The organism is Acidobacteriota bacterium, from assembly GCA_028875575.1.
Taxonomy (GTDB): domain Bacteria; phylum Acidobacteriota; class Terriglobia; order Versatilivoradales; family Versatilivoraceae; genus Versatilivorator.
This window is the reverse complement of record JAPPDF010000080.1, coordinates 39114-64878: the sequence shown is the minus strand read 5'-3', so window position 1 is coordinate 64878 and position 25765 is coordinate 39114. Positions and strand designations below refer to the sequence as shown.

The window sequence follows — 25765 nt, the reverse complement described above, 5'->3', positions numbered from 1 at the left end:
TCGCAGCCGCTGGTCTACTCTCCCGTTTGCGGCATCCTTTTGCTGAGGAGCTGGGTACCATGGCAATGAGCGTATTGGATCTGACGCCAGCGCCCACCCGCCCGGTGAAGACCCGATTCCGCCGTATCGTCACGCCCATTCCCGTTCCCCAATCCATCGATCTGATCCGGCGCCTGCGGGAGGTGGAGCCGCGGTCCATGGCCGGCATGGTGCCCATAGTCTGGCATCGGGCCCAGGGGTTCCAGGTGTGCGACCCCTACGGCAACCAGTGGATCGACTTGAGCAGCGGCATCGTCATGGCCAACAGCGGCCATGCCCATCCCCGCGTCCTGGAGGCCATCAGGAGACAGACGGATTCGCCGCTGCTGTTCACCTATGCCTACCCGGGACAAGTCCGGCAGCGGCTGCTGGAGCGGTTGGTCAAGCTGGCGCCTCCCGGGTTGAACAAGGCCATCCTGTTTTCATCGGGAACCGAAGCCAACGAGTGCGCCATCACCCTGATGCGGCGGCACGGCCAGCGGATCTCGCCCCGCAAGGCGGCAATTCTGTCGCTGGAGGGGAACTACCACGGGCGGACGCTGGCGGCCAAGGCGGCCAGCGGGGGAGAAGACCGGGTGGACGGCATCCCCCGGGATCAGCTCGGCCATTTTCTGCTTCCCACTCCCGGCGAAAACGGGTTCGCCGCCGATCTGAAGTCCCGCGGCCTGGACCCCTTGGACGTCGCCGGCATCATCCTGGAATCCATTCCAGGCGTCACCACCGCCTGCCATCCCCTGGAATACATGCGGGAGTTGAGGGACTGGGCGACCCGCCATCGGGTGCTGATCGCCGTGGACGAGATCCAGTGCGGGATCGGGCGGACGGGGAAGATGTTCGCCATTGAACACTACGGCATGGCTCCCGACCTGATTACCTGCGGCAAGGGGCTGAGCTCCAGCCTGCCGGTTTCGGCCGTGATCGGGGCCAGGGAGGTGATGGACCTGGCTCCCCCGGGGGAGATGTCCAGCACCTTCGGCGGCAACCCGGTCTGCGCCGCCGCCGCCGAGGCCAACCTGGAATTGATGGAGGAAGAAGGGCTGGTGGAACGGGCGGCGGAGCTGGGAGAACTGCTCGAACAGTGGCTGGCACCGGTCGCGCGGAGGCATCCTGGATCGATCGGCCAGGTCAACGGCAAGGGATTGTTCTATTCCATTCACCTGAGGAATCCGGACACGGGGCAGCCCTGGGTGGAGATGGCCGATCGGGTGGCCCTGGAGTGCGTCCGCCGGGGTGTCCTGCTGTTCGTGACGGGGCGGGGCTTCCTCAAGATCGTGCCTCCGCTGACGATCGACCGGGAGGCCTTGCAGGAGGCCGTGGAGGTGATGGCGGCTGTCCTGGATGAAGAGTTGACCTGATGACGAGGCCATTGACGGTGGACCTGGAGGGACGCACTGCCCTGGTGACCGGCGGCGGCACCGGGATAGGGCGGGCCATCTCCGTGGGGTTGGCCCGCTGCGGGGCCCGGGTGGTGGTGAACTATTCCCGAAGCGCCACGGAGGCGGAGGCCACCGTGGCCGAAATCGCGGCCCTGGGAGGGCAGGCCCTGGCCCTTCGCGCCGACGTGACCGACGAGGACCAGGTCAGGCAGGCCGTCGCGACCGCGGTGCGGACCTACGGCGGGCTGGACATCCTGATGGCAAACGCCGGGGGCCCTACCGAGAGCTGCCCCACCGAGGACCTGTCCAGCCAGGACTGGGATGCGGGGTTGAACCTGAATTGCAAGTCGGTCTTCCTGTGCGTCAAGCACGCCGTCCCCCACCTGCCGGACGGCCGGGGACGGATCCTCATTACCTCCTCCATCAGCGGCCGCAGCGGCGGCGGTCCCGGGACCATCACCTATACGGCCGCCAAGGGGGCTCTGAACAACCTGGTGCGGGGGTGGGCCAAGGAGTATGCTCCGCGCGGCATTACCGTCAACGCCATCGCTCCGGGCGTCATCTGGACCCGCATCCACCAGCGGCGGACCCCTCCGGAGCTCTACCGGGGCCTGATCCAGCGCATCCCGCTGGGCCGCGACGGCCAGCCGGAAGATTGCGTGGGGGCCGCTCTATTCCTGGCCAGCGCGGACGCTTCCTTCATCACCGGACAAATTGTGGAAGTCAACGGCGGGATGCTGATGCCGTAGCCACCGGGTACCTGTACTCGTGGGGAAAATGCGGGAAAAGAGGTGCGTCTAACGCAATTTAGGGAAGGCAGCGCGTTTTGGGAGGACGCTGCTAAATCGCCGCCTTCGCGGCTGTGCCAGCGCAGAATCCATACGACCCCGGGCTCCCGCCCGGGGCTACCCTGAGCCGCAGCTACGCTGCTTTATAAGGGTGGCCTGTAGGTGGCGTCCTGCCGGGAAACCCACGTCAACCGCGGCCTCGCCGCTCTCCCCAAAACCAAGACACTGCCAGGGAACGGGAATTTTCTAATGATGGTTTCCTGGAGCCAGCTTGGGAGCGTGAAACTGACCACTGACCACTATCCACTGATCACTATCCACTGATCACTATCCATTAACCACTTCCTTTACTCCACCAGGGCGTCGAACAGTTCGGGGCGTCTCTGGCGCAGGGTGTAGTTGGGTTGGCTGCGGGCTTCCCAAAGCTTCTCGGGCAGCAGGTCGGCCACCACCATTTCCTCCTCGATCTTGTCGAATGAGGTCCTGGCAGCGACCTCGCCCAGCGGGTCCACCACGATGCAGCCGCCGGCATGGTTGGGTTGATTGGGGCTGTCTTTGGGGTAGGTGTCGACGATCCCGGCTCGTCCGGCCTGATTGCAGAGCACGGTATAGCAACTGTTTTCGTAGGCTCGGGCCGAAGCGATCATGTGGAAGTAGCGGCCCGAATAGGCGGCTGCCTCTCTCTCGGATTCGGGGTCGTCGGTCCACGTCTTCAGCCGGGCGGCGTGGGGCATCAGCAGCACGTCGGCCCCCTTCAGAGCCAGAATTCGGGGGACCTCGGGCAGGGAGTTGTCGTAGCAGATGATCGTGCCCACCCGGCACTTGCCGATGTCGAAGACGAGCATCTCCGTGCCGCCCTCGTAGTGGATGACCTCGTCCCGGGAGAGGTGAATCTTTCTCTGGGCCCCGATGAAGCCCTTGGGGCCCACCAGCACCTGGGTGTTGTAGACGATGTCGCGTTCCTTTTCGCTGAGACCCACGCTGAGGTAGAGATCCAGGGCCTGGGCCAGCAGGCAGAGGTGTTCAACGCTGGGCCCGTCGGGCACGGGCTCGGCCGCGTACCAGGTATTGGGATCGTTGTGCCCGTGCACCACCAACTCGGGGAACAGGACCAGATCGGCCCCCGAGTCCTTGGCGCGGGCCGCCCACCGGTCGATGGAGCGCAGATTTTCTTTCGCCTGGCCCAGCAGCCCGTTCATGGCCACCGCGGCTATTTTCAGTGCTTGCATGGGAACTGACCTCTATTCCAATGGCTCAATGGTGAGAATCCAACATTACACCCAAGCTCTTACCTTGGGCCCCCCGAAGTCCCATCGCAGGTCCATGGCCAGCGGGAAGAGCTCGTCGATCTTGTCCAGGTGCTCCTGGGGGATTTCCACCTCGGCCCCGCGGATCGAGCTTTCGAGCTGTTTCTGATTGCGAATGCCCAGGATCACCGAGCTGATCTCGGGATGCCTCAGGGCCCAGCCGATGGAGTATTCGGCCAGGCTGACGCCCAGTTCTGCCGCCAGGCCCTTGACCACGTCGATTCTCTCCCAGATGGCGCTGGAAAGCGGACGCATCCAACCGGGGGCTTCCGCCAGGCGGCTGCCCGCGGGAGTCTCACCCGGCCGGTACTTGCCGCTCAGCCATCCGCCGTGAAGCACCTGGTAGGGGGTGATGCCTACCCCGAACTTCTTGCAGAAGCCGATTTCGGAGATTTCGATGTCGCGGCGCAGCATGCTGTAGGGCGGTTCGTAGGCGATGATCCGTTCCAGGGCGTTGCGGTCGCTCAGCCAGAGCAGCTCGCACATCTGCCAGGCCAGGTAGTTTGAGACGCCGAAATAGCGAATCTTGCCCTGTCTCACGAACAGATCCAGGGTGCGCAGGCTCTCTTCAAAGGGGGTCTCCAGGTCGGGCCAGTGGAGCATCAGGATGTCCACGCAGTCGGTCTGGAGGCGCCGCAGGCAATTCTCCAGCTCCGTCTGGAGGTGGATTCTGGATCCGCCCTTCTGGTGGGGGCCCGGCCCCAGAGCGTTGGCGATCTTGGTCAGCAGCACCACCTGATCTCGCTTGCCCTTCAGGATTCTTCCCAGGTATTCCTCGGCCACGCCTCCCGAGCTCCCGATGCTGCGGTTGTAGCCCTCGTAGGAGCTGGCCGTGTCGATGAAGGTGAGGCCGCGTTCGATGGCCTGGTGCATCAGGCTGGTGGCCTCCTTCTCCAGGGTCGGGTTCCCGAACAGCATGGTCCCGAAGCAGATGGGCGAAACCGAGACGCCGCTGGCGCCCAGCCTTCTAAGTTTCATGGTCGACTCCCCAAGTGGAAATTCCCTTTTGGCCGATGTCGGTCTGAGGGGGATGGACGGTCGGATGAGTTCCCGACCGGCGGCCGGGCGGCCGGTTGACACTAACGTACGGAGCCACTCATTATTGATGTTGTCCGGCGGCAAGTCAAGGCGGGCCGGGAAGGCCGCCGGCCCGTCATTGCGGGTTGCCCGGGAAGGCAAAAGCAGGTCATTGGCGTCCTCCGCTCTGTCAAGGGTCGGCGGAGAGGGGCGGACCGGCTCGGGACCGGTATAGGGCTATGGATAGCGTGTCGATTGCGATCGTGGGATGCGGCAGCTTCGGGCAGCACATGGCGGATCTGCTGGCAAGGATTCCTTGCCTGAAGATCGCTTCGGTCTGCGATCCGGACGAGGAGAAATCCCTGCCCCTGGGCCGGCGCCTCGGGGTGCCCGCCCATGCCTCTTTCCGGCGTTGCCTGGAGGATAGCCAGGCGGCAGCGGTGGCGCTGTTCACTCCCAACCACCTGCACGCCCCCATGGCCATCGCCGCCGCCGAAGCCGGGAAGCACATCTTCTGTGAAAAGCCCATGGCCATGAACGTGGCCGAGTGCTACGCCATGATCGAGGCCGCCGAGGCCGGTGGAGTGAAGCTGATGGTGGGCCACAAGCGGCGGCTGCGCCCCCAGTACGCCAAGATGGCCGAGATTGTCCGCGGTCAGCGCTACGGCAGGCCCCTGGCGGTGCAGGTCAACGGGTTCTACGGCCGGGAGCTCTGGGACTGGTGGACCCGCAGGGAGACCGGTGGGGGGCTGCTGTTTCACGCTGGGGTCCACGACCTGGATTTCCTGCGGCACGCCTGCGGCGAGGTCGGAACCGTCTTTGCCCGCAGTCCGGTCAAGACCCACCACGGCACCGATTTCGAGGACGCCCTGGCGCTCCTGATTCAGTTCGAATCGGGCACGGTGGCGACCCTGCAGGTCAGTCCCCTTTCTCCTCAGCGGACCTTCCGCCAGGCCTTCGGGGTCCACTTCGTACTGGAACGGGGAGACCTCATCTACGATCCGGCCGAAACCACGGTGACCGTGCAGGGCAGGGGAGAGCCGGTCCAAAGGTTTCAGTTCGACAATGCGGCCGGCTTCGAACAGGCCTACCGCACCGAGTTGGAGAGCTTTGCCGCCTGGGTGAGCCGGGATGCCGAGCCGGTGCTGACCGGTTGGGACGGCTTGCGCTGCGTCGAGATCATGGAGGCTGCCCAACTCTCGGCCTACAGCGGCAGGCAGGTGCAGCTTCCCCTCCCCCCAACCCAGGCCCGACAAGAGTGGTTGGGGACGCCTGCCCTGACCCGGGAAATGCCGGAGCCGACACTCTTCGCCCGGGGGCTCTCCATGGCCGAGGGTCCGGCCTTCGACCGGCAGGGTCATCTGTATGTGGCCAACTGCCGGGCCCGGCATCTCTCCAGGATTTCCCCCGGCGGGCAAGTCAGCCACTTCCTCTCCACGGGAGGAAAGCCTCAAGGGGTGGTGGTCGCCCCGGAAGGACATCTGTTCATCAGCGACAATCAAAAGCGCATGATCTTCCGGGCCGATGCCGGCGGCGGGCTGGAAGAGTTCTGTGGCCGCTACCGGGACGGCAGCCGGCTGCGGGGGCCCAACGAGATCGCCCTGGGGCCCGATGGGCGGATCTACTTCACCGACCCCGGCAGGGCCTGGCGCGGCCGGTCGGAGGGAGCCCTCTCCCGGGTGGATGGGACGGGTCGGGCCGAGTTGCTGGCGGACGGGCTGGAGTTCACCAACGGATTGGACTTCACCCCTGACGGCAAGGAGATCTGCGTGGTGGAAACAACCACCGGGAAAGTGCTGCGGGCGGCCTTGGCTGCCGACGGAACCCTGGCCGAGCCGCTACGCGAGTTCGTTCGCTTCGAGGGCAGCGTCGGACCCGACGGGATCCGCTTTGCCGCCAGCGGTAACCTCTACGTGACGCTCTTCGGGCGGGGCCAGGTGGCGGTGGTGAATCCCGAGGGGCAGGTGATCGACCGCCTGCGGGTGCCGGGCCTGTTCCCCACCAACGTCATCTTCCTGGGGCGTTCACTGCTGGTCTGCGAGGGGCAGACCGCGGCCATCTGGAAGCTCGAGGTGGGGGAAGAGGGGGTTCCCACCTATTCCCAGAGAGTGTGGGAGGGAGGGTGACTCCTCCCGCCCTGCCAGGGGAATCTTCAGAGGAGAAAAAGCTGGCCGTTGATGGAGGCGAACCACGAATGAACACGGATGGACACGAATTCGGATGGCGCCTCTTCCCATCACTCTTGCTGCTCAAGGGGACGCACGCCGGCTTGTCGAGCCGCAGCCCTGACGATGCGGTAGAGCCGTCACGCTTGGTGGGCCTTCATCGTCCTTCGTGTCACTTCGCGGATCACTCGTTTCTTGTTTGCGTCAGGCAAGCGCGCCTTCCGCTTGGATACTCGGGCTACGTGGAAGCAGTTTTCAGAAACGCCTGCAGCCCCTCCTTGCTCATCCCCGAGATCCCCAGTCGGTCGACCCCGCGGCCCTCTTTCCAGGCGTCGAAACCCATGACGATGGATCCGATGTCGACCAGGCTGCGCATGGTGGGTGTCGGCACCCCGAACTGGCTTCCCACCGAGGCCCAGGCGGCCAGGCCGTAGGGGATGTCTTCGGTCAGCCAGCGGCTCTCCAGGGTCCCGGGCGCCTTCAGGCGGGTCAGCATCCAGCTTCCGTTGATGGCGGCCCACAGGTCGCCCCGGGGTCCGAAGCCGGCCTGGTGGAAGGCCTCCGCCACCGGGCAGAGTTCATAGCCCAAGGCTTCGGCCACCGCGCGGCGCTCCTCATCCACCTGCTGAATGACCTTGACCACCGAGGGCGTGACGCCCTCTTCATAGAAGTAGAAATCCCCCTTGGAGTACTCCACTCTGCCGGCATTGAGGAGCACGCCGGCGGGATGGACCACGGGATTCATGGCGGCCAGACCGCAAGCCATCACATCGGGATAGATCTGCATGCCGGGGAAGAGCGGCTCCAGCGCCTCTCGGACCCTGGAAGTTTCCGACGCCGGCAGCACGCCCACTCCCAGACCGCTTACCGTACCCCAAATGGTGGCCGTGTCGGGAGCCGTCTTGCGGCAGACATAAGGCGCGGTGTCCACCTCGGCCAGGGTGGCCCGGGCTCCACCCCGCCGGCGCAGGATGTGCGACCATTCCAGCGCCCCCAGGGTGCCCGGCATCAGCACCACGGTGTGGCGGGAGTCGAGGTGGGGTGCGCACACTTCCGCGAAGGGCTTGTGGGCGTAGGCCGGGACGATCAGGAGAACCAGTTCGGACGCCGCCAGGGCCTCCTCGATGTCGGTTGTCAGACACCGGATCCTGGCGGGACCCTCGCCGTGTGCTCCCAACAGGTGGATGATGCTTGCGTCTAGGACGGGATCCAGGCTGGCTTCAAACCCCTCGATCTCGAACAGGGTCACCTCGAACCCGCGCAGGGTGAGGCTGGCGGCGGTCGAGAAGGCGGTATTGCCTCCTCCCAGTATGGTGACGGACGTTTTTGGCATGGATCGGACCTCGCTTTCGATTGGCTTGGACGTGGCCGGCATCAGGCTCGGCACGCTCCTCAGGAAGCGTGGCCGTGTTCCCGCAGGAATTCGTCGATCAAACGCCGGGCGATGCTGGCGGGAGAGGGGAGCCCGGGCAGGTCGGGTGGACGGTACCAGCCGGCGTCCTCCAGCTCCTCCGGGTCCATGTTCAGCTCCCCTCCGGCGTATTCCGCCCGAAAGCCCAGCATCAACGAATTAGGGAAGGGCCAGGGCTGGCTGGCCACGTAACGGATGTCTCTGACCCGAAGGCCCACCTCTTCGGCGATTTCCCGTTCAACCGCCTCCTCCAGGGTTTCTCCCGGCTCGACGAAGCCGGCCAGAATGCTGTAGACGCCGGCGGGGAAGTGAGGAGAACGACTCAGCAGCAACTCCTCCCCCCGGGCGATGAGCACGATGACGGCCGGAGACAGGCGGGGGAAACTCTCCAGTCCGCAGCTCGGACAGGTCCGCGAGCGGTCCCGCTCGTGAGCAACCGTGGCCGCGCCGCACCGTCCGCAGAACTGGTGGTTCCGGTCCCAGTCCACGATCTGCTTGGCCCGGCCCGCCAGGGCGAAGAGCCGGTCTCCCAGGGAGGGGTAGAGGGCGCGCAGGTTGCCGAAGGCCATCCCGGAAGCGGGCCGGCTCTCCTGGTGCAATTCAGCCGAGAAACAGTGTCTGCCGTCCAGAACCCCCAGGTACTGACTCCGCAGGCAACGCAGGCTCAGGTCCCGGGGGTGGTGAAGCAGGGGAATGGAGGTGGAGCCGTTGCGGACCTGGACCAGGAGCAGTTCTCCACGGAAGGCGAACCACCAGGCGGGTGCCTGAAGGTCCTCGGGAGGAGTGACGGCAGGCAGGAATCGGTCAGGCATCGGCTTGAAGGAAATCCGGACGGTGACCCCCGAGTCCCTCAGTCGAGGGTCCAGCGGGCCTGTCGCAGCACGGCCAGATCCGGGCGGGAGGCCATCTCCAGGTGCCGCTGGACACGTTCCTGGGAAGGCGGTGTCTTGGGCACAGGGTTGTCCATCACTTCATACCAGGCCGTCAGCAGGGAGCCGTCGTTCAACTCGACCGTGGAGGGATAACCCAGGTCGCTGGAGATGCCGTCTCCGGAGATGGTGATGGCGCCGGACCAGGTGCGGCCGTGGTCCTCGCTGACGCGGGCCTGGTTTCCATAAGGGGGACGGCGATAACCGTAAGACATCACCAGGCGCCCGTCCCGCAGCTTAAGCAGGTGGGACGGCAGTCCCCACACCCCGAGGGCGCGTGGAACCGACCAGGTCTTCCCTCCGTCGGTGGATCGGCTCTGCAGCGTCTCCCTCTCGTTGGCGGTGTTGTGGTTGCGGATATGGGCGACCAGGGTTCCTTCGGTTGTTTCCACGCCATGCAGCTCGTGGTAGCCGTCCAGGTCGTCGCCCTCCCGGGTCGGGATTTCCGCCAGCCAGCGCCAGCTCTGGCCGTCGTCGGTGGACTCGCAGACCCCGATGCGCCCCTTGGATTGGCCGCTGGGGCCGTACCAGAAGATCTTGCCGGGGTAGAGCAGCCGTCCGTCGGAGAGCTGAATGGGGCCGTGGGGACTGTTGACCGGGCAGCGATAGGGAGCTGACCAGCTCCGGCCGCCGTCAGTGGAGCGGATCATCCAGCTGCCCAACTCGATCTCGCGCTCCGCGGGCGTGATGCGGCGGTGAATGGCCTGCCAGCGCTCCAGTTTCTCTCGGGTCCAGTGGGGTTTCCCCTGTGATTCCAGCTCTTCGGCCCGGGCCAGGATGTCGGCATAGCCGATAGAGGTGAAGGTGGTGACCAGCAGTGACCCCTCGGCGGTTTCCACCACGCCTGCATCCCGGTCGTCGATGGGCCCGTCGATCAACACCCGCGGAAAACTCCAGTGCCGCCCCTCGTCCCGGGAGCGCATCAGCTCCACCCGGCCGAAGGGGCAGACATGGGATTCCCGGCCGCCCGAGCACACCAGCAGCAGTTCGCCGTTGCGGCGCCTGGCCAGGGTGGGCCAGCCGTGATAGAGCCGGGGTTGCATGCTGATCACCCGCTTGGAGTGAACGCGGGCGCCGGCAAAAACCGCCGACGGGGCGCCGTAGGCCAGTCCGACAGCCAGAGCGCCCATCCCCTGAAGTATTTGCCGGCGGGTGGCTGTGCCGTGCATGGTTGTCCTCCATCATTTGTGGGGTTGGGGTTAGCAGTATAGGCCCAAGCCACGGGCGCATCAAGCCCGTGGCGCCGATTTGGACTCTAGCCCGCATTTCTCACCAGGTCGCTGGATTCATGATGAAAGGCCATTTATTTTCAGAAACTTGGTGGTCCGATGGGGACGCCTTGCGGTGACACACGGCGCTGGGCGCGCCCTGGCTGGTCCTTTTCCCCTCAGCGCATCCATGCTCGCTCGACCGTAGTGACCGCTACGCTCTTCGCTCCCGAGCACGCGCTGAGGGGAAAATGCCTGCGCCATGATCACGCCCCCTGGTAAGAAATGCGGGCTAGCCAAACCCGCCTTGAGACCGCTGGTCGCCACCGGGAACGGGGTTCGCCGGCAGGCTCGGTCGACCGGAATCCCTATTCGTAGGAAAGTGCCTTGACGGGATCGCTGCCCGCCGCCTTGAGGGCCGGATAGAGCCCTCCGATAATCCCGCTGGCGGAGACGAAGAGGACCGTGAGCGCTACCCAGAGAGGTGGTATCAGGAGTATCTGAGCGGGATAGAGGTACCGGAGGACCTGCAGGCCCAGGAAGGTCAGCAGGAATCCGGCCAGAAGGCCGGTCAGGCAGAGCACCACTATTTCCATCATCACCAGGTTGACGATGTAGCCCTTGCGGGCTCCCAGGGATTTCAGGATGCCGATTTCCCTGGTTCGTTCGGCGATGGTGGTATACATGGACAGGAAGCAGGCAAAGGAGCCGATGGAAATGGCCACGCCGACGACCCCGGTCAGGAACGTGCCGTAAGCGGGAGGTCGACCGTTTCTCAGCAGGGAGACCCACTCCCGCATGGAGGTGACGTTGATGTTGGGAACCAGGTCTCGCATCTGGGCCATGGCTGCCTGCAACTGCTCGGAATCGTAGAGCTTGGCCAGAAAGGTGGAGGCCTGACCGGCCTTGTCCGTGATGGTTTGCAGGCTCCTGATGGGAACGTAGACTCGGCCCCCGATGCCGTTACGGTAGATGCCCACCACCTGGAACGACTGGCCCTTCAGGTCGAAGCGATCGCCCACGGCCAGGCCGTTCGATCTGGCGTGCAGGTCGTCGACGATGGCTTCCCGCGATTCCGGCCCGCTGAAGCCGCGGCCCTCCAGGAATTCCAGGTTGCCGGCCACGGCCTCGAAGCTCGGCAGGTCGATGCCGTAGACGGTCCTCCAGCCTCCCTTCAGTTGAGCCAGGTAGAGAATGGGCGTCACCGACCGTACCGAATCCAGCCGGGCCAGGGTCTCGGCCACGGCCTCGGGGATGATGGTGCTGCCGGTGGTAAAGAAGAGCGGGGGCGCATTGGCCGGCCGAACGATTACATCGGCGCCGATGTTCTTCTGGCGGTCGGCGTTGTCTTCAATCATGCCGTTGGAGACACCGATCACCAACAGGATCAGCATGACTTCGAGGCTGATGGCCAGAACGCTGACGAAGGCCCGGACGGGGCGGTGTATGACGTTGGTGAAGACTAATTTATGGGCTGTCATCAATCGGCGGTGGGGGTTGGCCCTGTCCTCGAGGTGGGCTGGACCGGAAAAAGGGCCGTTGGAACGCGCCTGCCGGTCCCATGCATTTTAGCATGATTTTCCATGCACCAGGGTCCTTCGGGCCCTTCAGACCCGCAAGTCCGGGAGGCTTGGCAAGGGAATGGGTTAAGGAATCGGGCGCGGGCCGATGCGATTGCGGACTAACCCAACCCCCGTGACCGGCCATCGAGCTGCCTGAGCTTTTCCACCACGGAGCGCGGGGCTTCCACTTCCAGCAGGACCTGGCTGTCTCGAACCTCCCGGCGAACCAGCCGGCCCTGGGCATGGATCTGAGCCAGCAGTTCCCCCTGCCGGGCCTCTACGCGAAAGCTCGCCCGGACCAGTGGATCCCCGGAAATGGACTCGTCGATCCTCTCCAGAAGCCTGGAGATCCCCTGGCGTCGCAGCGCCGATACCTTCAGGACGTTGTCCCCCGGGGGAAGCCGGGGCGGTTGCTCCAGCAGGTCGGCCTTGTTGTAGACCTCCAGGGTCGCCTTGCCCGAATCCCCCAGCTCCTCCAGCACCTTGAGCACCGAGGATCGCTGGTGTTCGGCGCGGGGGCTGGAGCAATCGATCACATGCAGCAACAGTTGCGCTTCCCCGATTTCCTCCAGGGTGGCCCGAAAGGCCGAGACCAGGGTGGCGGGAAGCTTGCTGATGAAACCGACCGTGTCGGATAGGATCACTTCCCGCTTGGAAGGCAGCCGGATGCGGCGCAGCAGGGGATCCAGAGTGGCGAAGAGCTGGCGGGAGGCCAGGGTGTCCGATCGGGTCAGGGCATTGAAGAGGGTGGATTTGCCGGCATTGGTGTATCCGACCAGCGAGACGGTGGGAACGGGAACGGATTGGCGAAAGGAGCGGTGCAGCTGCCGGTGCGCCCTCACCCGCTGGAGATCGCGTTTGATCTTGTGAATTCTCTGGTGGATCTTGCGTTGATCCGTCTCCAGCTTGGTCTCACCCGGCCCGCGCGTCCCGATTCCTCCTCCCAGACGGGACAGTTCCACTCCCCGTCCTCCCAATCGAGGCAGCCAGTAGTCGAGCTGGGCCAGCTCCACCTGCAGCTTTCCCTCCCGGGTTCGCGCACGGCTGGCGAAGATGTCCAGGATGAGCTGGGTTCGATCGACCACCTTGCAGTCGAGCGCGCGCTCGATGTTTCGTTGCTGAGCCGGAGAAAGGTTGTCGTCGAAGATCACGGTGTCGGCCCGGTGCCGATCCAGCAGTCCTTTCAGACTCTCCACCTTGCCCTTGCCGATCAGATAGCCTGGATCGTAGCGGGACCGTTGCTGAAGCAGGCGCGCAGCCACCCTGGCTCGGGCGGCGGAAGCCAGGGCCGCCAGCTCATCCAGCGATTCCTCCAGGCTCAGCCCGGCTCCTCTGCCGGCAGCCGGACTGACGGGTCGCTTCAGCTCGCATCCCACCAGTATGACGTTTTCCCTGTCCGGGGCGGCGACATCCATTTCAGTTCGAAGGCTCCGGTTCGGAGTCCTGTGCTGCCGGTGAGGGCGGTTCGGAAGGCGACGAGGGTGGGGCCGAAGCGGCGGGGGCCGATTTGGATGTCACAACGGTCGAGATGGCGTGTTTGAAGATCAGTTGGTCCCGTTGGGCGGATTCCAGAATGACCGCGTACTTGTCGAAGCTTTTGATTCGGCCGGTCAACTTGACTCCGCTTGTCAGAAAGACGGTTACGGGCAGCTTCTCCCTGCGAAGACGGTTGAGAAAGACATCCTGAATATTGTGCGGTTGCTTTTCCATGGATCTCCTGATTCTCCTGAATACCCGTCGGGTTCGGGTCCGGTGGGGCAAAGCAGCCCCGGAGCCCCCTAGGGGGCGGACAAGAGCGCCGGACGGGTCGACGAGCCCGATTGCCTACTTGTCCCAGCCTGGATGAAATCCGCCACGCAAGCTTCAACATTGGACCCGAGGGAATCTTCATCCCCGAATCCCGGAAACCAGATCACCTTTTCTTCCTTTCGAAACCAGGTCAACTGTCGTTTGGCGTAGTTCCGTGTGGCCTGTTTGGTAGCGTCAGCGGCTGTCTGCAGGGAAATCTCTCCCTGCAGAAACTGCACCACCTGGAGGTATCCGAGCGATTGGAGAGGCTTGCAGCCGGGAGAATAGCCCCTGGCCAGGATGGAGCGGGCCTCCTCCACCAATCCGCCGGCAAACATGCGGTCGACGCGCTCTTCGATTCTGCGGTAGAGCCGGTCCCGCGACGGGTCGAGCCCGATCCTCAGCAGCCGGAACCCCTTCAATTTCTCAGCGCCGTCTCGAAAGTGAAGCGAGATGGGCTTGGCGGTCAGAAAATAGACTTCCAGGGCGCGTATGATCTTGTGCTGGTCCCTGGCTGATATGCGCCGGGCCGACTCCGGGTCCACTCTCGCCAGCAGGCGGTGGAGGTGGGCGTCCCCCTTGCGACGGGCCTGCTGTTGCAAGCGCCCCCTCAGCGATTCACAGCGGGAGGGGCCGTCGAAGAGACCGTTCAGCAGTGCGCGCAGGTAGAGCCCGGTGCCCCCCGCCACCAGAGGCAGGTTTCCCCGCTGTCCGATTTCCGACAAGACCCTGCGGCCCAGAGCCATGTACTGGCCGGCGGTGAATTCCTGGTCGGGATTGAGAAAGTCGATCAGGTGGTGAGGGATGCCGGCCTGCTCGGGCTTGAGTACCTTGGAGGTGCCGATGTCCAGAAACCGGTAGACCTGCACCGAGTCGCAACCGACGATCTCACCCCGGAATCGTCTGGCAAGCCGGAGCGCCAGGTTGGATTTTCCGCTTGCGGTCGGTCCCAGAACAGCGATGAGGGGTGGATTCGTCAAGACCAGAGCCAGATACGAAGGGCCAGGTAGGCAAACAGGAGCGTCGCCAGGATGCAGAGCCCCAACAGTTGCACTCGCGACGGCCTCATGACCCGATTCCTGCCCGGAACTGGGAAAAAATCTACTCCATCCCGGTTCCAATGTAAACAGAGGGATGTCGGAGGGATACGGCTGACCTCAAGCTCGGACCTCGCTGCCCCTACCTTATTCCGACCCGAACTGATGATTCATGCTAACCTTGATTTGGAACGGGTTGGGAACAGCCTTACGGCGCCGGAAGGTCACCAGCTTCACCCTCGATTCAGGAAACCGGCAACAACTGGGAAATGACCGCGATTGTGCGCGCCCGGGTCGCCGGCTGGTTTGCCTTCGTCCGGTCCGTTCAGCGCCCCCCGGTTCATCGCGGGCAGTCATGCCCCGAGACAGGACACCAGGCCTGCCATGAGCAAACGGACCAAAGTCTATGGGTTCCTGATCCTGCTGGTGGTGTTGGCGGCCGCCGGGTATTTTCTCAGGCAAAAGCCGGAAAACCCGACCGCTTCCCCTAAAGGATCTCCTTCAGCCACCGGCGGCCGCGATAACGGCGCTGCGGCTGCCCCGGTGGAACTGGCCCAGGCCAGACGGGACCGGATCACCCACCACCTCTCCTCCACTTCCAATCTGAGGCCGCTGAGAGAAGTCGAGGTCAAGGCGCAAACCGAGGGAATCGTCCAGAGCCTGCTGGTGGAAGAGGGGGACCTCGTCAGGCAAGGGCAGCTCCTGGGGCGCCTGGATGACCGTTCTCTCCGGATCCAGTTGGAGTTGGCCCGGGAAAAACTGGCCCAGGCCAAATTGCAGTTGGAAAAGGCCCGCATCCGACGGGAGAAGGCCAAGGTACAGATCGCCAACACCGAGAACGAGCGCCAGCGCCTGCAGGAAGCCTACGAGGAGCAGCTCATCAGCGAGCGGGAGTACGACCAGGTGAGGTATCAACTGGACGAGCTGGGGCACGACGAGCGGGTCTCGGCCTCGGAGACCCGGGAGCTTGTCCACCGCGTGCAGGAGCTGGAGGCGGAGATCCGCAAATCCGAACTCGAGATCTCCCATACCCGGATCACGGCTCCTTTTGGAGGGCGGATCACCGAACGCACCATGGAGTTGGGCAAGAGTATTCGCAGCGCCGACAAGCTGTTCAAGCTGGGAGCCTTCTCTCCTCTGTATGCCGACGTCTTCCTGTCGGAGCGGGAGGCACGCCGGGTCCGCCCCGGACAGACGGCCTCGGTGCGCCTGGGTGCGGATGAGGATGTCGAGGGTGTGGGACGCGTGGTGCGGGTCAGTCCGGTGGTCGATACCTCCAGTGGTACTGTAAAGGTCACGGTGGAACTCACTCCCGCAACCGAGGGATTCATGCCGGGCGGGTTTGTCAGGGTGGCCATTCAGACCGACGTGCGCCCCGATGCCATCCTGGTTCCCAAGCGGGCCGTGTTGGAACGGGACGGGGAGACCTTCGTCTTTCTGGCCGACAACGGCGTGGCCCGGCGAGTGCCCGTGCAACTGGGCTATGAAGAGGATGGAAGTATCGAAATCTTGAAGGGGATTTCTGCCGGGGATCGAGTGGTGGTCGCCGGACAGGGCGCTTTGGAGGACGGGTCCGAGATCAAGAGGGTCGGGGAAGATTCCTCAAACGGCCTGGCGGAAGGAACCACCTGAAACCTGCGCCGTACCCGGCGGCGGATGGTCGCGGGGGACCTGCCCTTGGCGCTTGCCGGATGGCCGCCGGCAGTTCCCGGCTTCGGTTGCTCCCTGCAAGTCCGGCTTGCCCGGCGGACGACCCGCCCCTGGAATCGCCACAGCCCGTCATCCCGACTCGCGCCCCGCCGGAATGCCCCCGCTCCTGGTCCCGAGCCCGGTTCCGATCCTCTAGCCAGCTCTTCCTGAACCATGATCCAACTTGCCATACGGCGTCCCGTCACCGTCTGCATGTTTGTGGTGGCAGTGGCTCTTTTCGGTCTTGTCTCCCTGCAGCGGATGGCCCTCAACCTGCTGCCGGAAATCGCCTATCCCGCCCTCACCATCCTGACCGACTACGAGGACGCGGCTCCCGAAGAGATCGAAAATCTGATCACCCGTCCCATCGAGGAGGTGGTCGGGGTGGTGGGAGGCCTGACCCGGGTGGAGTCGGTGTCGCGTTCGGGTCAGTCCGAGGTCGTTCTGGAGTTCACCTGGCGGACCAACATGGATGTGGCCACCCTGGAAGTCAGGGAAAAGCTGGATCTGCTGCAGTTGCCACGGGACGTGGAGCGACCGGTGCTGTTGCGCTTCGATCCTTCCTACGATCCCGTCATGCGCCTGCAGTTCTGGGGCGAGGCCAGCCTCAGCCGCCTGCGCTATCTGGCCGACGAGGAGTTGAAGAAGAGCCTGGAGTCCACCGAAGGCGTGGCGGCCATCAAGGTGGTGGGCGGCCTGGAGGAGCAGATTCGCATTGAAATCGACGAGAAGCGGTTGGCCGAGCTGAGGATCCCCATTACCGAAGTGACCCAGGTGCTCACCCGGGAGAACCTGAACCAGGCTTCCGGAAGCCTGTATGACCTGGATGCCAACTACATGGTTCGCATGTTGAACCAGTTTCGCTCGGTGGAAGAGATCGAACGGATCATCCTGCGGGATTCGGACGGCAGAAGGGTGGTTCTGGGCGAGGTCGCCGAGGTCTGGCGGGGTTCCAAGGACCGGGAGGTGATTGCCCGCATCGACGGCCGCGAGAGCGTGGAGCTGGCGGTCTACAAGGAGGGCGACGCCAATACGGTGATGGTGGCCCGGGCGGTGGAGGCCAAGCTGGAGAAGCTTCGCAAGGACGGGGTCCTTTCGGGCAGCCTCCAGGTGCGCACCGTTTTCAATCAGGCCCGATTCATCGAGCAGGCCGTGGACAACGTGCTCTGGTCGGCGGTGCTGGGAGCGGTGCTGGCCACCCTGGTCCTCTACCTGTTCCTGCGCCACCTGAGAAGCACCCTGCTGGTGGCTTTCTCAATTCCCATTTCCGTCCTGGCCACCTTCGCCCTGATGTACCAGATGGACGTGTCCCTGAATATCATGTCGCTGGGCGGGATCGCCCTGGGGGTGGGCATGCTGGTGGACAACTCCATCGTGGTTCTGGAGGCGGTGCACCGCCAGGACCGCTCCCGTACCACCCTGCCGGAAGCCGTCTACCGGGGGACTCGCGAAGTCGGAACCGCGGTCACGGCGTCCACGCTCACCACCTTGGCCGTCTTCCTGCCCCTGGTCTTTGTGGAGGGCATTGCGGGGCAGTTGTTCAAGGACCAGGCCCTGACCATTATCTTTTCCCTTTCGGCCTCGCTCCTGGTGGCGTTGACCTTCATTCCCATGGTGCTGGCGCTACAGGTCCAGCCGCCTCCTCCGGCATCCGGCAAGGCCCTTCCGGATGCCGAGCCAAAGACCCTCGCCCCCGGGGCCATGGGAGCCGCCGGACGCGTCCTCGCCTTTTCCCGCAAAGCCCTTCGGCGGACGATGGCCTTTCTGTTCGTGGACCTCCTGACCGTGGTGCTGGCAGACCTCCGCGCCGGTCTGCATTGGCTGGGCCGAGGCCTGCTGCGCCTGCTGGCCCCGGTCCTGAATGGCTTCGAGGCGGTCCTGGAGGTAGTGAGGGGGCGTTACCCCGTTTGGCTCGAGTCGGTGCTCGACCACAAGGGAAGGGTACTGGCGGCAACCGGGCTGCTGCTCGCCCTGGCCATAGCAGCCTCGTTCCGGCTGGGAGCCGAATTGATCCCGCCCATGACCCAGGGAGAGTTCGCCTTCGAAATCCGCTTGCCGGAGGGCACGCCGCTGGCGAGGACGGATCGACTCCTGGGTGAGGTCGAAAGGCAGGTGGCGGAACTCGAGGGGGTTGAAACGGTCTTCTCCAGCGCAGGGGGCAGCAACCAGAACCAGTTCGCCCGGCAACTCGAGGAGGAGCACGTCGGCCAGCTTCACGTGGTCATGGAGGATCGTCGGGACAGGCAGGCGGAGTTCGAGGTCATCGAGTACCTGCGCGGCCGGCTGAGCCAATACCCGGAGGTGACCTATGCCTTTCGGCGGCCCACCCTGTTCAGCTTCACCACCCCGATCGAAGTGGAGATTTACGGTTACGACCTGGGCGAGCTGCAGGCAGCCGCCGGCCAGGTGGCCGCGCGCATGGAGGGGATTACCGGGCTCAAGGATGTCAAGACCTCGACCCGCATGGGGAATCCGGAGATCCAGGTGCGTTTCGATCGGGAGCGGCTGGCCCGCCTGAATCTGGACGAAAATTCGATTGCCGACATCCTGAGAAACAAGATTCGCGGGGATGTGGCCTCCCGCTACCGCGAAGAGGACAAGCAGATCGACATTCTGGTCCGGGCGGCCGAATCGGACCGTGACGCCATCCAGGATCTGAGGGAACTGGTGATCAACATGGGAACGCGGGCCTTTTCAGGCACAGGCGGCCAAACGAACTCGGGGGCGGCTTCCGGTGACGGCTCCTCCGGCGGGTCCGGGTCCGGCGCCGAGGGGACAACGGCTCAGAACGCCGAGTCGGACTCCGAGGCCGCTGCCACCGTGCCCATTCGCTTGAACTCGGTGGCGGACATCGACATCGGCAGGGGGCCGGGGGAGGTGAGGCGTATCGGTTCCCAGCGGGCGGCGGTGGTGTCGGCCAACCTGAGCGGTTTGGATCTCAACCGGGCCTCCCGGTCGATCCAGGCCGAGCTCGAGGACCTTGGCGGGCGGCTTCCGGCAACGGTCAGCCTGTCTTTGGCCGGACAGAACCGGGAGCTGGAGACCTCCTATCGGAGCTTGCTCATGGCGCTGGCCCTGGCCGTTTTTCTGGTTTACCTGGTGATGGCCTCCCAGTTCGAATCCTTCCTCCATCCTCTTATCATCATGTTCACGGTTCCTCTGGGTCTGATCGGGGTGGTCCTGGCCCTGGCGGTGACGGGCACCGAGCTCAGCGTTGTGGTGCTGCTGGGCTTGATTATCCTGTCGGGGATCATGGTCAACAACGCCATACTCCTGGTGGACTACACCAACAAGCTCCGGCGGGCCGGACGCGCCAGGCGGGCTTCCCTGCTGCAGGCCGGCCAGGTCAGGCTTCGGCCCATCCTGATGACCACACTCACCACAGTCCTGGGGCTGATCCCCATGGCCCTCGGCTGGGGAGAGGGGGCTGAGATTCGGGCCCCCATGGCCATCGCGGTCATGGGAGGATTGCTGTTTTCGGCGCTGTTGACGCTTTTCTTCATTCCGGCGGTCTACGAGCTGGTCGATCGAGGGAGACTGCGTGGTGAAGCCGCTGCCGCCATCGGCAGCGGGACGGTGGTGGATTGAACGGGGGCCACGTCCCCTATTCACGGGAGCCCAGTTGAGGAGATAAAGAATGGCCGTCAAGGAGCCTGAAGGGTCGGACCGTTCCACCGGAGGGACCTCCGGGTCCGGATTCGGACTGGCGGATTTTTCCATTCGCTACCCGGTGACCGTCCTGATGCTGTGCCTCTGCCTGCTGGTTCTGGGGGGTATCTCCCTCACCCGGATCCCGTTGGTGCTGACTCCCGATATCGACTTTCCCGGCGTCTTCGTGCATGTCCCATACACCAATGCCACTCCGGGCCAGGTGCAGGAGTCGATCACCCGTCCGCTGGAGGAGGTGCTGGCGACCATTCCCGACGTTCAGCGGATGGTGGCCCAGTCCTCCGCCAATGTGTCCATGATCCAGATGTTTTTCGGATGGGACAGCAACGTGGATTGGCTGCGGTCGGAAGTTCGCGACAGGGTGGAGCAGGTGCGTTCCGAGCTTCCGGACGACGTGGAACAAATTCTGGTGAACAATTTCAGCACCACCGACTTTCCCATCATCAGGGGCCAGATTTCCTCCGGGCGCGACCTTCGCGGCTCCTTCGATTTCCTGGATGCCAGGATCCGAACCCCTCTGGAGCGCCTCCCTGGAGTGGCCGAAGCCGATATCAGCGGGGCCGGCCGCCAGGAGGTCAACATCTATCTTCGGCTGGACGACATCAAGCGCTATCGGATCGACGTGGCCCAGATGTTCCAGCGCATGGACGGCTCCAACATCAACCTCTCCCTGGGTCGAATGCAGGACGGCGCCACCCGCTACGGGACCATGGCCCGGGGCACCCTGACCTCCCTGGAGCAGATTGCCGACTTTCCGGTCAATCAGCGGGGGCTACGGCTGCGAGAGGTGGCCGACATCTATTTCGGCAGTCGTCCCGTCAACTCGGGCAAGCACCTGAACGGAGGACCGGCGGTCGAGCTGCAGATCCGCAAGACCTCCGAGGCCAACACGGTGGAAACGGTCAACGGGGTCATGGCCGTGCTGGACCGGTTGCGCGGGGACCCGGCCCTGGAAGGCATCGAGGTCCAGGTCTGGCACAACGCCGGAAAGGAAATCATCCGGGCGCTTTCGGGGCTGCTGAACGCGGGCACGCTGGGAGCCCTGCTGGCCATGGGGGTCCTCTACCTGTTCCTGAGGCGGGTGGGAGCGACGCTGACCATCGGCTTCGCCATTCCTTTTTCCATCGTGGCCACCATCGGGTTCCTCTACCTCTTCGGCAAGACCCTCAATGTTCTTTCCATGATGGGACTGATGTTGGCCGCCGGGATGCTGGTGGATAACGCCGTGGTGGTGCTGGAGTCCATCTATCAGTGGCTGGAGAAGGGCTACGACCGGGTGACGGCCGCCAGCCGTGGAACCCGGGCGGTAGCCATGGCGGTGCTGGCGGCCACGCTGACCTCCATCATCATCTTTGTGCCCCTGGTGTTCGGCAAGACCAGCGCTTACTCGATCTGGTTGGGCGACGTGGGGGCCTCCATCATGATCGCCCTGCTGTGTTCCCTGGTTATTTCGCTGACGCTCATTCCGCTGGGGGCCGCCAGGTTTTTCAAGGGCCGGTATCCGCGGAGTGCCAGCCAGGTTTCCCCGGCTGCTTCCGTCAGTGGGGGCGGGGAACCATCGCCCCGAGGAGAGGATGCTGCGCCGCCGGTTTCCGGACGGACAAAGCCGGGATGGGGCGAGCTAGCGGTGGAACACTACCTGCGGTTGATGAGCTGGCCTTTGCGGCATCGCTTTCTGGTGGGTTTGTGCATCGTGCCCTTGGTGGTTGGCGGTTCGCTGATGGCCCTCCTTCATTGGGTTCCCGACAGCTCGCCGGAGGCCCGGGACCTGCAGAACCTGGATATTCGCTACGACTTCACCGAGAACTACCACTACGCCAAGATCGAGAGAGACTTCCTGGGGCCTGTCGAAGACTTCCTGATGGCCCACCGGGAACCCTTCAAGATCAGAAACGTCTCCAGCAGCTTCAGCAACAACAGCGCCTCCACCCAGGTCTATTTCGACAACGAGAAGTTGACCCTGGAGGAGTTGATCGATATCCGCGGGGAGATCCGGGACCGGCTGCCGGTAATTCCGGGCGCCGAGATCGAGCTGGGGCGGCAGGCGGGGGCCGAGTCCCAGACCTTTGTCAGCGTCAACATGTACGGGGACGACAACGTCCGACTGCAGGCGCTGGCCCGGGAGGCCAGGCGCCGGCTGATGGACCGGGGGGACTTCAACGAAATCCGGGCCGGGAACGAACGTGCCCGCGAGGAAGTCCAGATTATCCTGAAACGGGACCTGGCCCGACGCTACGGGGTCTCACCCCAGTCGGTGGCTCGACTGCTGGGCATCGTCATCCGCGGCCGGGAGATCCGGGGATACCGCACGCCCGAGGGTGAAGTGGAGATCTGGTTGTGGCTGCAGCCCGGCGACCGGGAAGATCTGCAAGACCTGAAGTCGGTGGTGGTGGGAAACGGACCGGGGGGCCAGGAGATCGTGCTCTCCCAGGTGGCCGAATTCCGTCGCATCGATACGCCCTCCGTCATCCGCCGGGAGAACCGCCGCACCTATACAGAGATCGGCGTGAGCTATTCGGGCGGCAAGAAGGAGGAGGGGAAGAAACTGGTGGGCGAGGTGATGGACAGCCTGGACTACCCCGCCGGCTATGGATGGACCTTCGGGTTCTGGACCCAGCGGCAGGATCAGGACAACGTCGATTTCATTCTCAATCTGCTGCTGGCCTTCCTGATGGTCTACTTCGTGATGGCTTCCCTGTTCGAGTCCCTGGCCCACCCCTTCGCCATTATGTTCTCGCTGCCTTTCGCCCTGGTGGGCGTCACCTGGTTCCTTTTCCTGACCGGAACCCCTTTCAACATCATGTCCCAGATCGGCCTCATGGTTCTCCTGGGGATCGTGGTGAACAACGGCATCGTGCTCATCGCACACATCAACAACCTCAGGAGCCAGGGGTTGCCGCGCTCCGAGGCTATCCGGGCCGGGTGTCGAGAGCGGTTCCGCCCCATTCTCATGACGGCCGCCACCACCGTGGTGGGCCTCATTCCCCTGGCGCTCGGCACCACCGGAATGTTCGAGCTTCGCTATTTCCCGCTGGCCCGCACCGTCATGGGAGGCCTGATCTCCTCGACACTCCTCACCCTGGTGGTCCTGCCCGCCTACTACACGCTCTTCGACGACCTGGCCGCATGGCTCAAGCGCATCTGGTGGCAGTCGCGGCCGCAAGCGGCGGGGTAGCATCCGCTCACCAGAAGACCACGAAGGTCAGTACACATTCCACCGCCAGGGCCAGGAGGCTGAGCAGGGCCGGCAGGCGCTGGTCGTGGGCAGCACGCTTGGTGATCTCATCCTGAATCTGCCGTATCTTGAGTTGGCTGGAACGCAGCCAGGGGCTTTTCTCCTGGCGGCCGGTCAGGTCGAATACGCTGCTGCTCTCCCATCCGGCTACCAGGGAGACCACCACCATGGTCCCGGCCGTCACCAGCATGCTGAAGGGATAGGCGGCGTAGGTGCCCATCATGGCCGGCGGCAACAGCACCCAACCCGTCTGATCCACTACCAGGGGCGCCGCCAGGCGCAACATGCCGTAGCAGGCGCCCGCCAGAAGGCCGATCAGGCCGCTGGATCGGTGGACCCGGGTGAAGCTCCCCATGAGGTAGATGGTCAGCAGGGGAATTACAAAGGCGCTGGTCAAGTCGAGATAGTAGAGGACCATGCCGCCCCTCAGCAGACCGGGGACATAGAGAAAGGAGACGCCGATTACCGCCGGGGTCAGCCACTGGCTGATCCGAAGGTAGTGCCGGTCGTCCCGCCCCGGAACCAGCAAGCGCGCATAGACGTCGCGGGTGAGCAGGGCCGAAAGCGCCGAGCCGATGGAGTCGTAGGTCGACAGGGAAGCCGCCAGGATGCCGGCGACCACGATGCCTTTCAGTCCCACCGTCTCGATCTGGCTGACCAGCAGGGGATAGATGGCGTCCTGGCGCCCGTCGGGCAGGGCGCTCTGCACCGGGTAGAGGGCCCTGCCCATCACGCCCATGGAAAGATTGAAGAAGGTCATCACCATGGTGACGGAGCTGGCTGCAAACACGGACATCTTCAGGTCCCATTCGCTGCGGGCGGCGAACATCCTCATCACCTGGGTGTGGTTGACGATGGCATAGGCCATCCCCATGATCATCAAAGCCAGGGTCACCAGCCAGCCGGGAGTGTGGTGACGGATGGTTTCCGCGGCCGGGTCGTAGATGCCGCCCAGGCCGAGCTTGCGCTCGATTTCCACGGAAGACTTGCCGGCAACCGTCTCGGTCTGGACGTCTTCGTGGCCGATATGCAGTAGCCGGGCGGCCACGGCCGGATCGTGGTCGTTGAGGCGCCGCTCCAGACCCTCCCAGCCTCCCACCTGTCCCCACACCAGGAACCAGATGATGAGGCCGGCAGCGGTCATGACCAGGAACTGCAGGCTGTCGGTCATGGCCACCGACCGCAGCCCTCCGAAAGCCGTGTAGATGGCGGCCAGGGCGGCGATCACACCCACCACCGTCCAGGCGGCCGCATCCGAGAGGCCGCACACGATCGAAAGGGTCAGGAACAGGGTGGTGGCGATGATTCCCAGCACCAGCGTCCGGTACTGCACCTGGACGAAGGCACAGATGACCCGAACCGGGGTTCCGTAGCGTGCCTCCAGGTATTCGGCGTTGGTGTAGAGCCCTGCCCGGTACATGGGCAGGCAGATGAAAAAGGCGGCCAGGGTCCAACCCAGCACCGACCCCACCCAGTTGGTGGCGAAGTAGCTGAATCCCAGCACGTAGGTGCCGCCGGCATCGGCCACCAGGTCGCTGGAGTCGATGGCGGTGGCATACATGGAGAAACCCACCAGCCACCAGGGAAGGCTGCGTCCCGCCAGGAACCAATCGGCGCTGGTGCGCACCCCCCGGCTCAGGTAGAAGCCGTAGAGGATGATGGCTCCGTTGAGCGCAACTGCCAGCGTCCAGTCCCAAGGGCTCATGATCGCTACCTTTTGTGAGGAACGCCTCGAGTAGCCGATTCTCGGTTTTGGGGTCAACCGGCAGACGTTCCCAAGCGCCCGACCATTCTGCAAGAGAACGGCCGCCAACTCAAGGACACTAGGGTCTTGGCGTGGATGGGCCCACATGGGAAGAAGCCGTAACTCCCTATGGTATGCTGTGCCCATTTTGAGCTGCCGTGCGGGTTTGCCCCGGCATTCGCCCGCAGGCCCGCTCCCCTGAGGAGACAATTCATGAAACTGGCGACATTGAGGAAGGACAACGGCAGTTGTGTGGCGGCGATCATCCAGGATGGGAACAAGCTGATCGACCTCCAGCAGGCAGCCAAGGAGGCGGGATTTCCCACCGAGCTTTTCCGAGACATGATCGATTTTCTGGAGAGCGGGGCCGAGGGAATGTCGCTGGCCGGCAGGCTGATCGATCACGGGCTGGCCGAGGGGCGGGGAAGGGCGTTCCGGATGGAGGAGCTGCTGGCCCCGGTGCCCTGTCCGCGAAAGCTCTTCTGCCTGGCCGGCAACTACCTGGAGCACATCGAGGAGGGAGGTGGACGGGCGGCTCCCCAGGACAAGGAGACCCCCCGGATCTTCATGAAGCCCCCCTCCAGCACCGTGGTGGGGCCGGGTGGGGACATCCGCATTTCGCCGGTGTGCCGGGCCATCGACTGGGAAGGGGAGCTGGGTGTGGTCATGGGGCGCCGGGTCAAGGCGGTCAAGGCTGACCGGGCCCTCGACACCGTGGCCGGCTACACCATCGTGAACGACGTCTCTAACGGAACTGCCGTCAGGCAGCCCGCCGCGATTCCGATCAGCAGCGACCAGGGA

At 64.3% G+C, this 25765-nt stretch carries 17 protein-coding genes; 7 read left to right on the top strand and 10 right to left on the bottom strand.

Going from position 1 to position 25765, the window contains the following annotated elements; genetic code table 11:
- Positions 1-59 precede the first annotated feature (59 nt).
- Positions 60-1394: an aspartate aminotransferase family protein gene (locus OXI69_11940; protein MDE2666851.1), complete on the top strand. Its 1335-nt coding sequence runs from the start codon at positions 60-62 to the stop codon at positions 1392-1394.
- Positions 1394-2164, top strand: a complete 771-nt coding sequence (locus tag OXI69_11935; GenBank protein MDE2666850.1) for an SDR family oxidoreductase — start codon at positions 1394-1396, stop codon at positions 2162-2164. The genes OXI69_11940 and OXI69_11935 overlap by 1 nt, the downstream gene beginning before the upstream one ends.
- Positions 2165-2550: 386 nt before the next feature.
- Here the strand turns inward: OXI69_11935 and OXI69_11930 are convergent, their stop codons facing one another.
- Positions 2551-3432 carry a hypothetical protein gene (locus OXI69_11930; protein ID MDE2666849.1) on the bottom strand — a complete coding sequence of 294 codons (882 nt, stop codon included), beginning with the start codon at positions 3430-3432 and terminating at the stop codon, positions 2551-2553.
- 45 nt (positions 3433-3477) lie between these two features.
- Positions 3478-4488, bottom strand: a complete 1011-nt coding sequence (locus OXI69_11925; protein MDE2666848.1) for an aldo/keto reductase — start codon at positions 4486-4488, stop codon at positions 3478-3480.
- Between the two features lie 278 nt (positions 4489-4766).
- Here OXI69_11925 and OXI69_11920 point away from each other — a divergent pair, with 278 nt between their 5' ends.
- Positions 4767-6653, top strand: coding sequence for an SMP-30/gluconolactonase/LRE family protein (locus OXI69_11920; protein MDE2666847.1), 1887 nt, complete (start codon positions 4767-4769; stop codon positions 6651-6653).
- A 277-nt stretch (positions 6654-6930) separates the two neighbouring features.
- On the opposite strand, the gene OXI69_11915 is transcribed toward OXI69_11920, so the two are convergent.
- From OXI69_11915 to miaA, 7 genes are all read right to left on the bottom strand, one after another.
- Entirely contained in the window at positions 6931-8025 is a 1095-nt protein-coding gene (locus OXI69_11915; protein MDE2666846.1) for an NAD/NADP octopine/nopaline dehydrogenase family protein, read from the bottom strand.
- A 59-nt stretch (positions 8026-8084) separates the two neighbouring features.
- Positions 8085-8915, bottom strand: coding sequence for an NAD(+) diphosphatase (nudC, locus tag OXI69_11910; protein ID MDE2666845.1), 831 nt, complete (start codon positions 8913-8915; stop codon positions 8085-8087).
- 38 nt (positions 8916-8953) lie between these two features.
- Positions 8954-10201 (bottom strand): sialidase family protein, encoded by a 1248-nt coding sequence (locus OXI69_11905; GenBank protein MDE2666844.1) that lies wholly within the window; start codon positions 10199-10201, stop codon positions 8954-8956.
- A 407-nt stretch (positions 10202-10608) separates the two neighbouring features.
- Positions 10609-11721, bottom strand: a complete 1113-nt coding sequence (locus OXI69_11900; protein MDE2666843.1) for an ABC transporter permease — start codon at positions 11719-11721, stop codon at positions 10609-10611.
- A 200-nt stretch (positions 11722-11921) separates the two neighbouring features.
- Complete coding sequence (gene hflX / locus OXI69_11895) at positions 11922-13217, bottom strand: GTPase HflX (GenBank protein ID MDE2666842.1); 1296 nt, start codon at positions 13215-13217, stop codon at positions 11922-11924.
- Position 13218: 1 nt separating this feature from the next.
- Positions 13219-13512: an RNA chaperone Hfq gene (gene hfq / locus OXI69_11890; protein MDE2666841.1), complete on the bottom strand. Its 294-nt coding sequence runs from the start codon at positions 13510-13512 to the stop codon at positions 13219-13221.
- 68 nt (positions 13513-13580) lie between these two features.
- Complete coding sequence (miaA, locus tag OXI69_11885; protein MDE2666840.1) at positions 13581-14570, bottom strand: tRNA (adenosine(37)-N6)-dimethylallyltransferase MiaA; 990 nt, start codon at positions 14568-14570, stop codon at positions 13581-13583.
- Positions 14571-15011: 441 nt separating this feature from the next.
- Here miaA and OXI69_11880 point away from each other — a divergent pair, with 441 nt between their 5' ends.
- The 3 genes from OXI69_11880 to OXI69_11870 all read left to right on the top strand — a co-directional run bounded on the left by OXI69_11880 (position 15012) and on the right by OXI69_11870 (position 23160).
- Entirely contained in the window at positions 15012-16259 is a 1248-nt protein-coding gene (locus OXI69_11880; protein MDE2666839.1) for an efflux RND transporter periplasmic adaptor subunit, read from the top strand.
- 231 nt (positions 16260-16490) lie between these two features.
- Positions 16491-19904, top strand: coding sequence for an efflux RND transporter permease subunit (locus OXI69_11875; protein MDE2666838.1), 3414 nt, complete (start codon positions 16491-16493; stop codon positions 19902-19904).
- Positions 19905-19953: 49 nt separating this feature from the next.
- Positions 19954-23160, top strand: coding sequence for an efflux RND transporter permease subunit (locus OXI69_11870; protein MDE2666837.1), 3207 nt, complete (start codon positions 19954-19956; stop codon positions 23158-23160).
- Positions 23161-23167: 7 nt separating this feature from the next.
- On the opposite strand, the gene OXI69_11865 is transcribed toward OXI69_11870, so the two are convergent.
- Positions 23168-24925 carry a hypothetical protein gene (locus OXI69_11865; GenBank protein MDE2666836.1) on the bottom strand — a complete coding sequence of 586 codons (1758 nt, stop codon included), beginning with the start codon at positions 24923-24925 and terminating at the stop codon, positions 23168-23170.
- 252 nt (positions 24926-25177) lie between these two features.
- Between OXI69_11865 and OXI69_11860 the strand changes: the two genes are divergently transcribed.
- Positions 25178-25765 (top strand): fumarylacetoacetate hydrolase family protein (locus OXI69_11860; protein MDE2666835.1); only part of this gene is annotated, 588 nt, incomplete at its 3' end.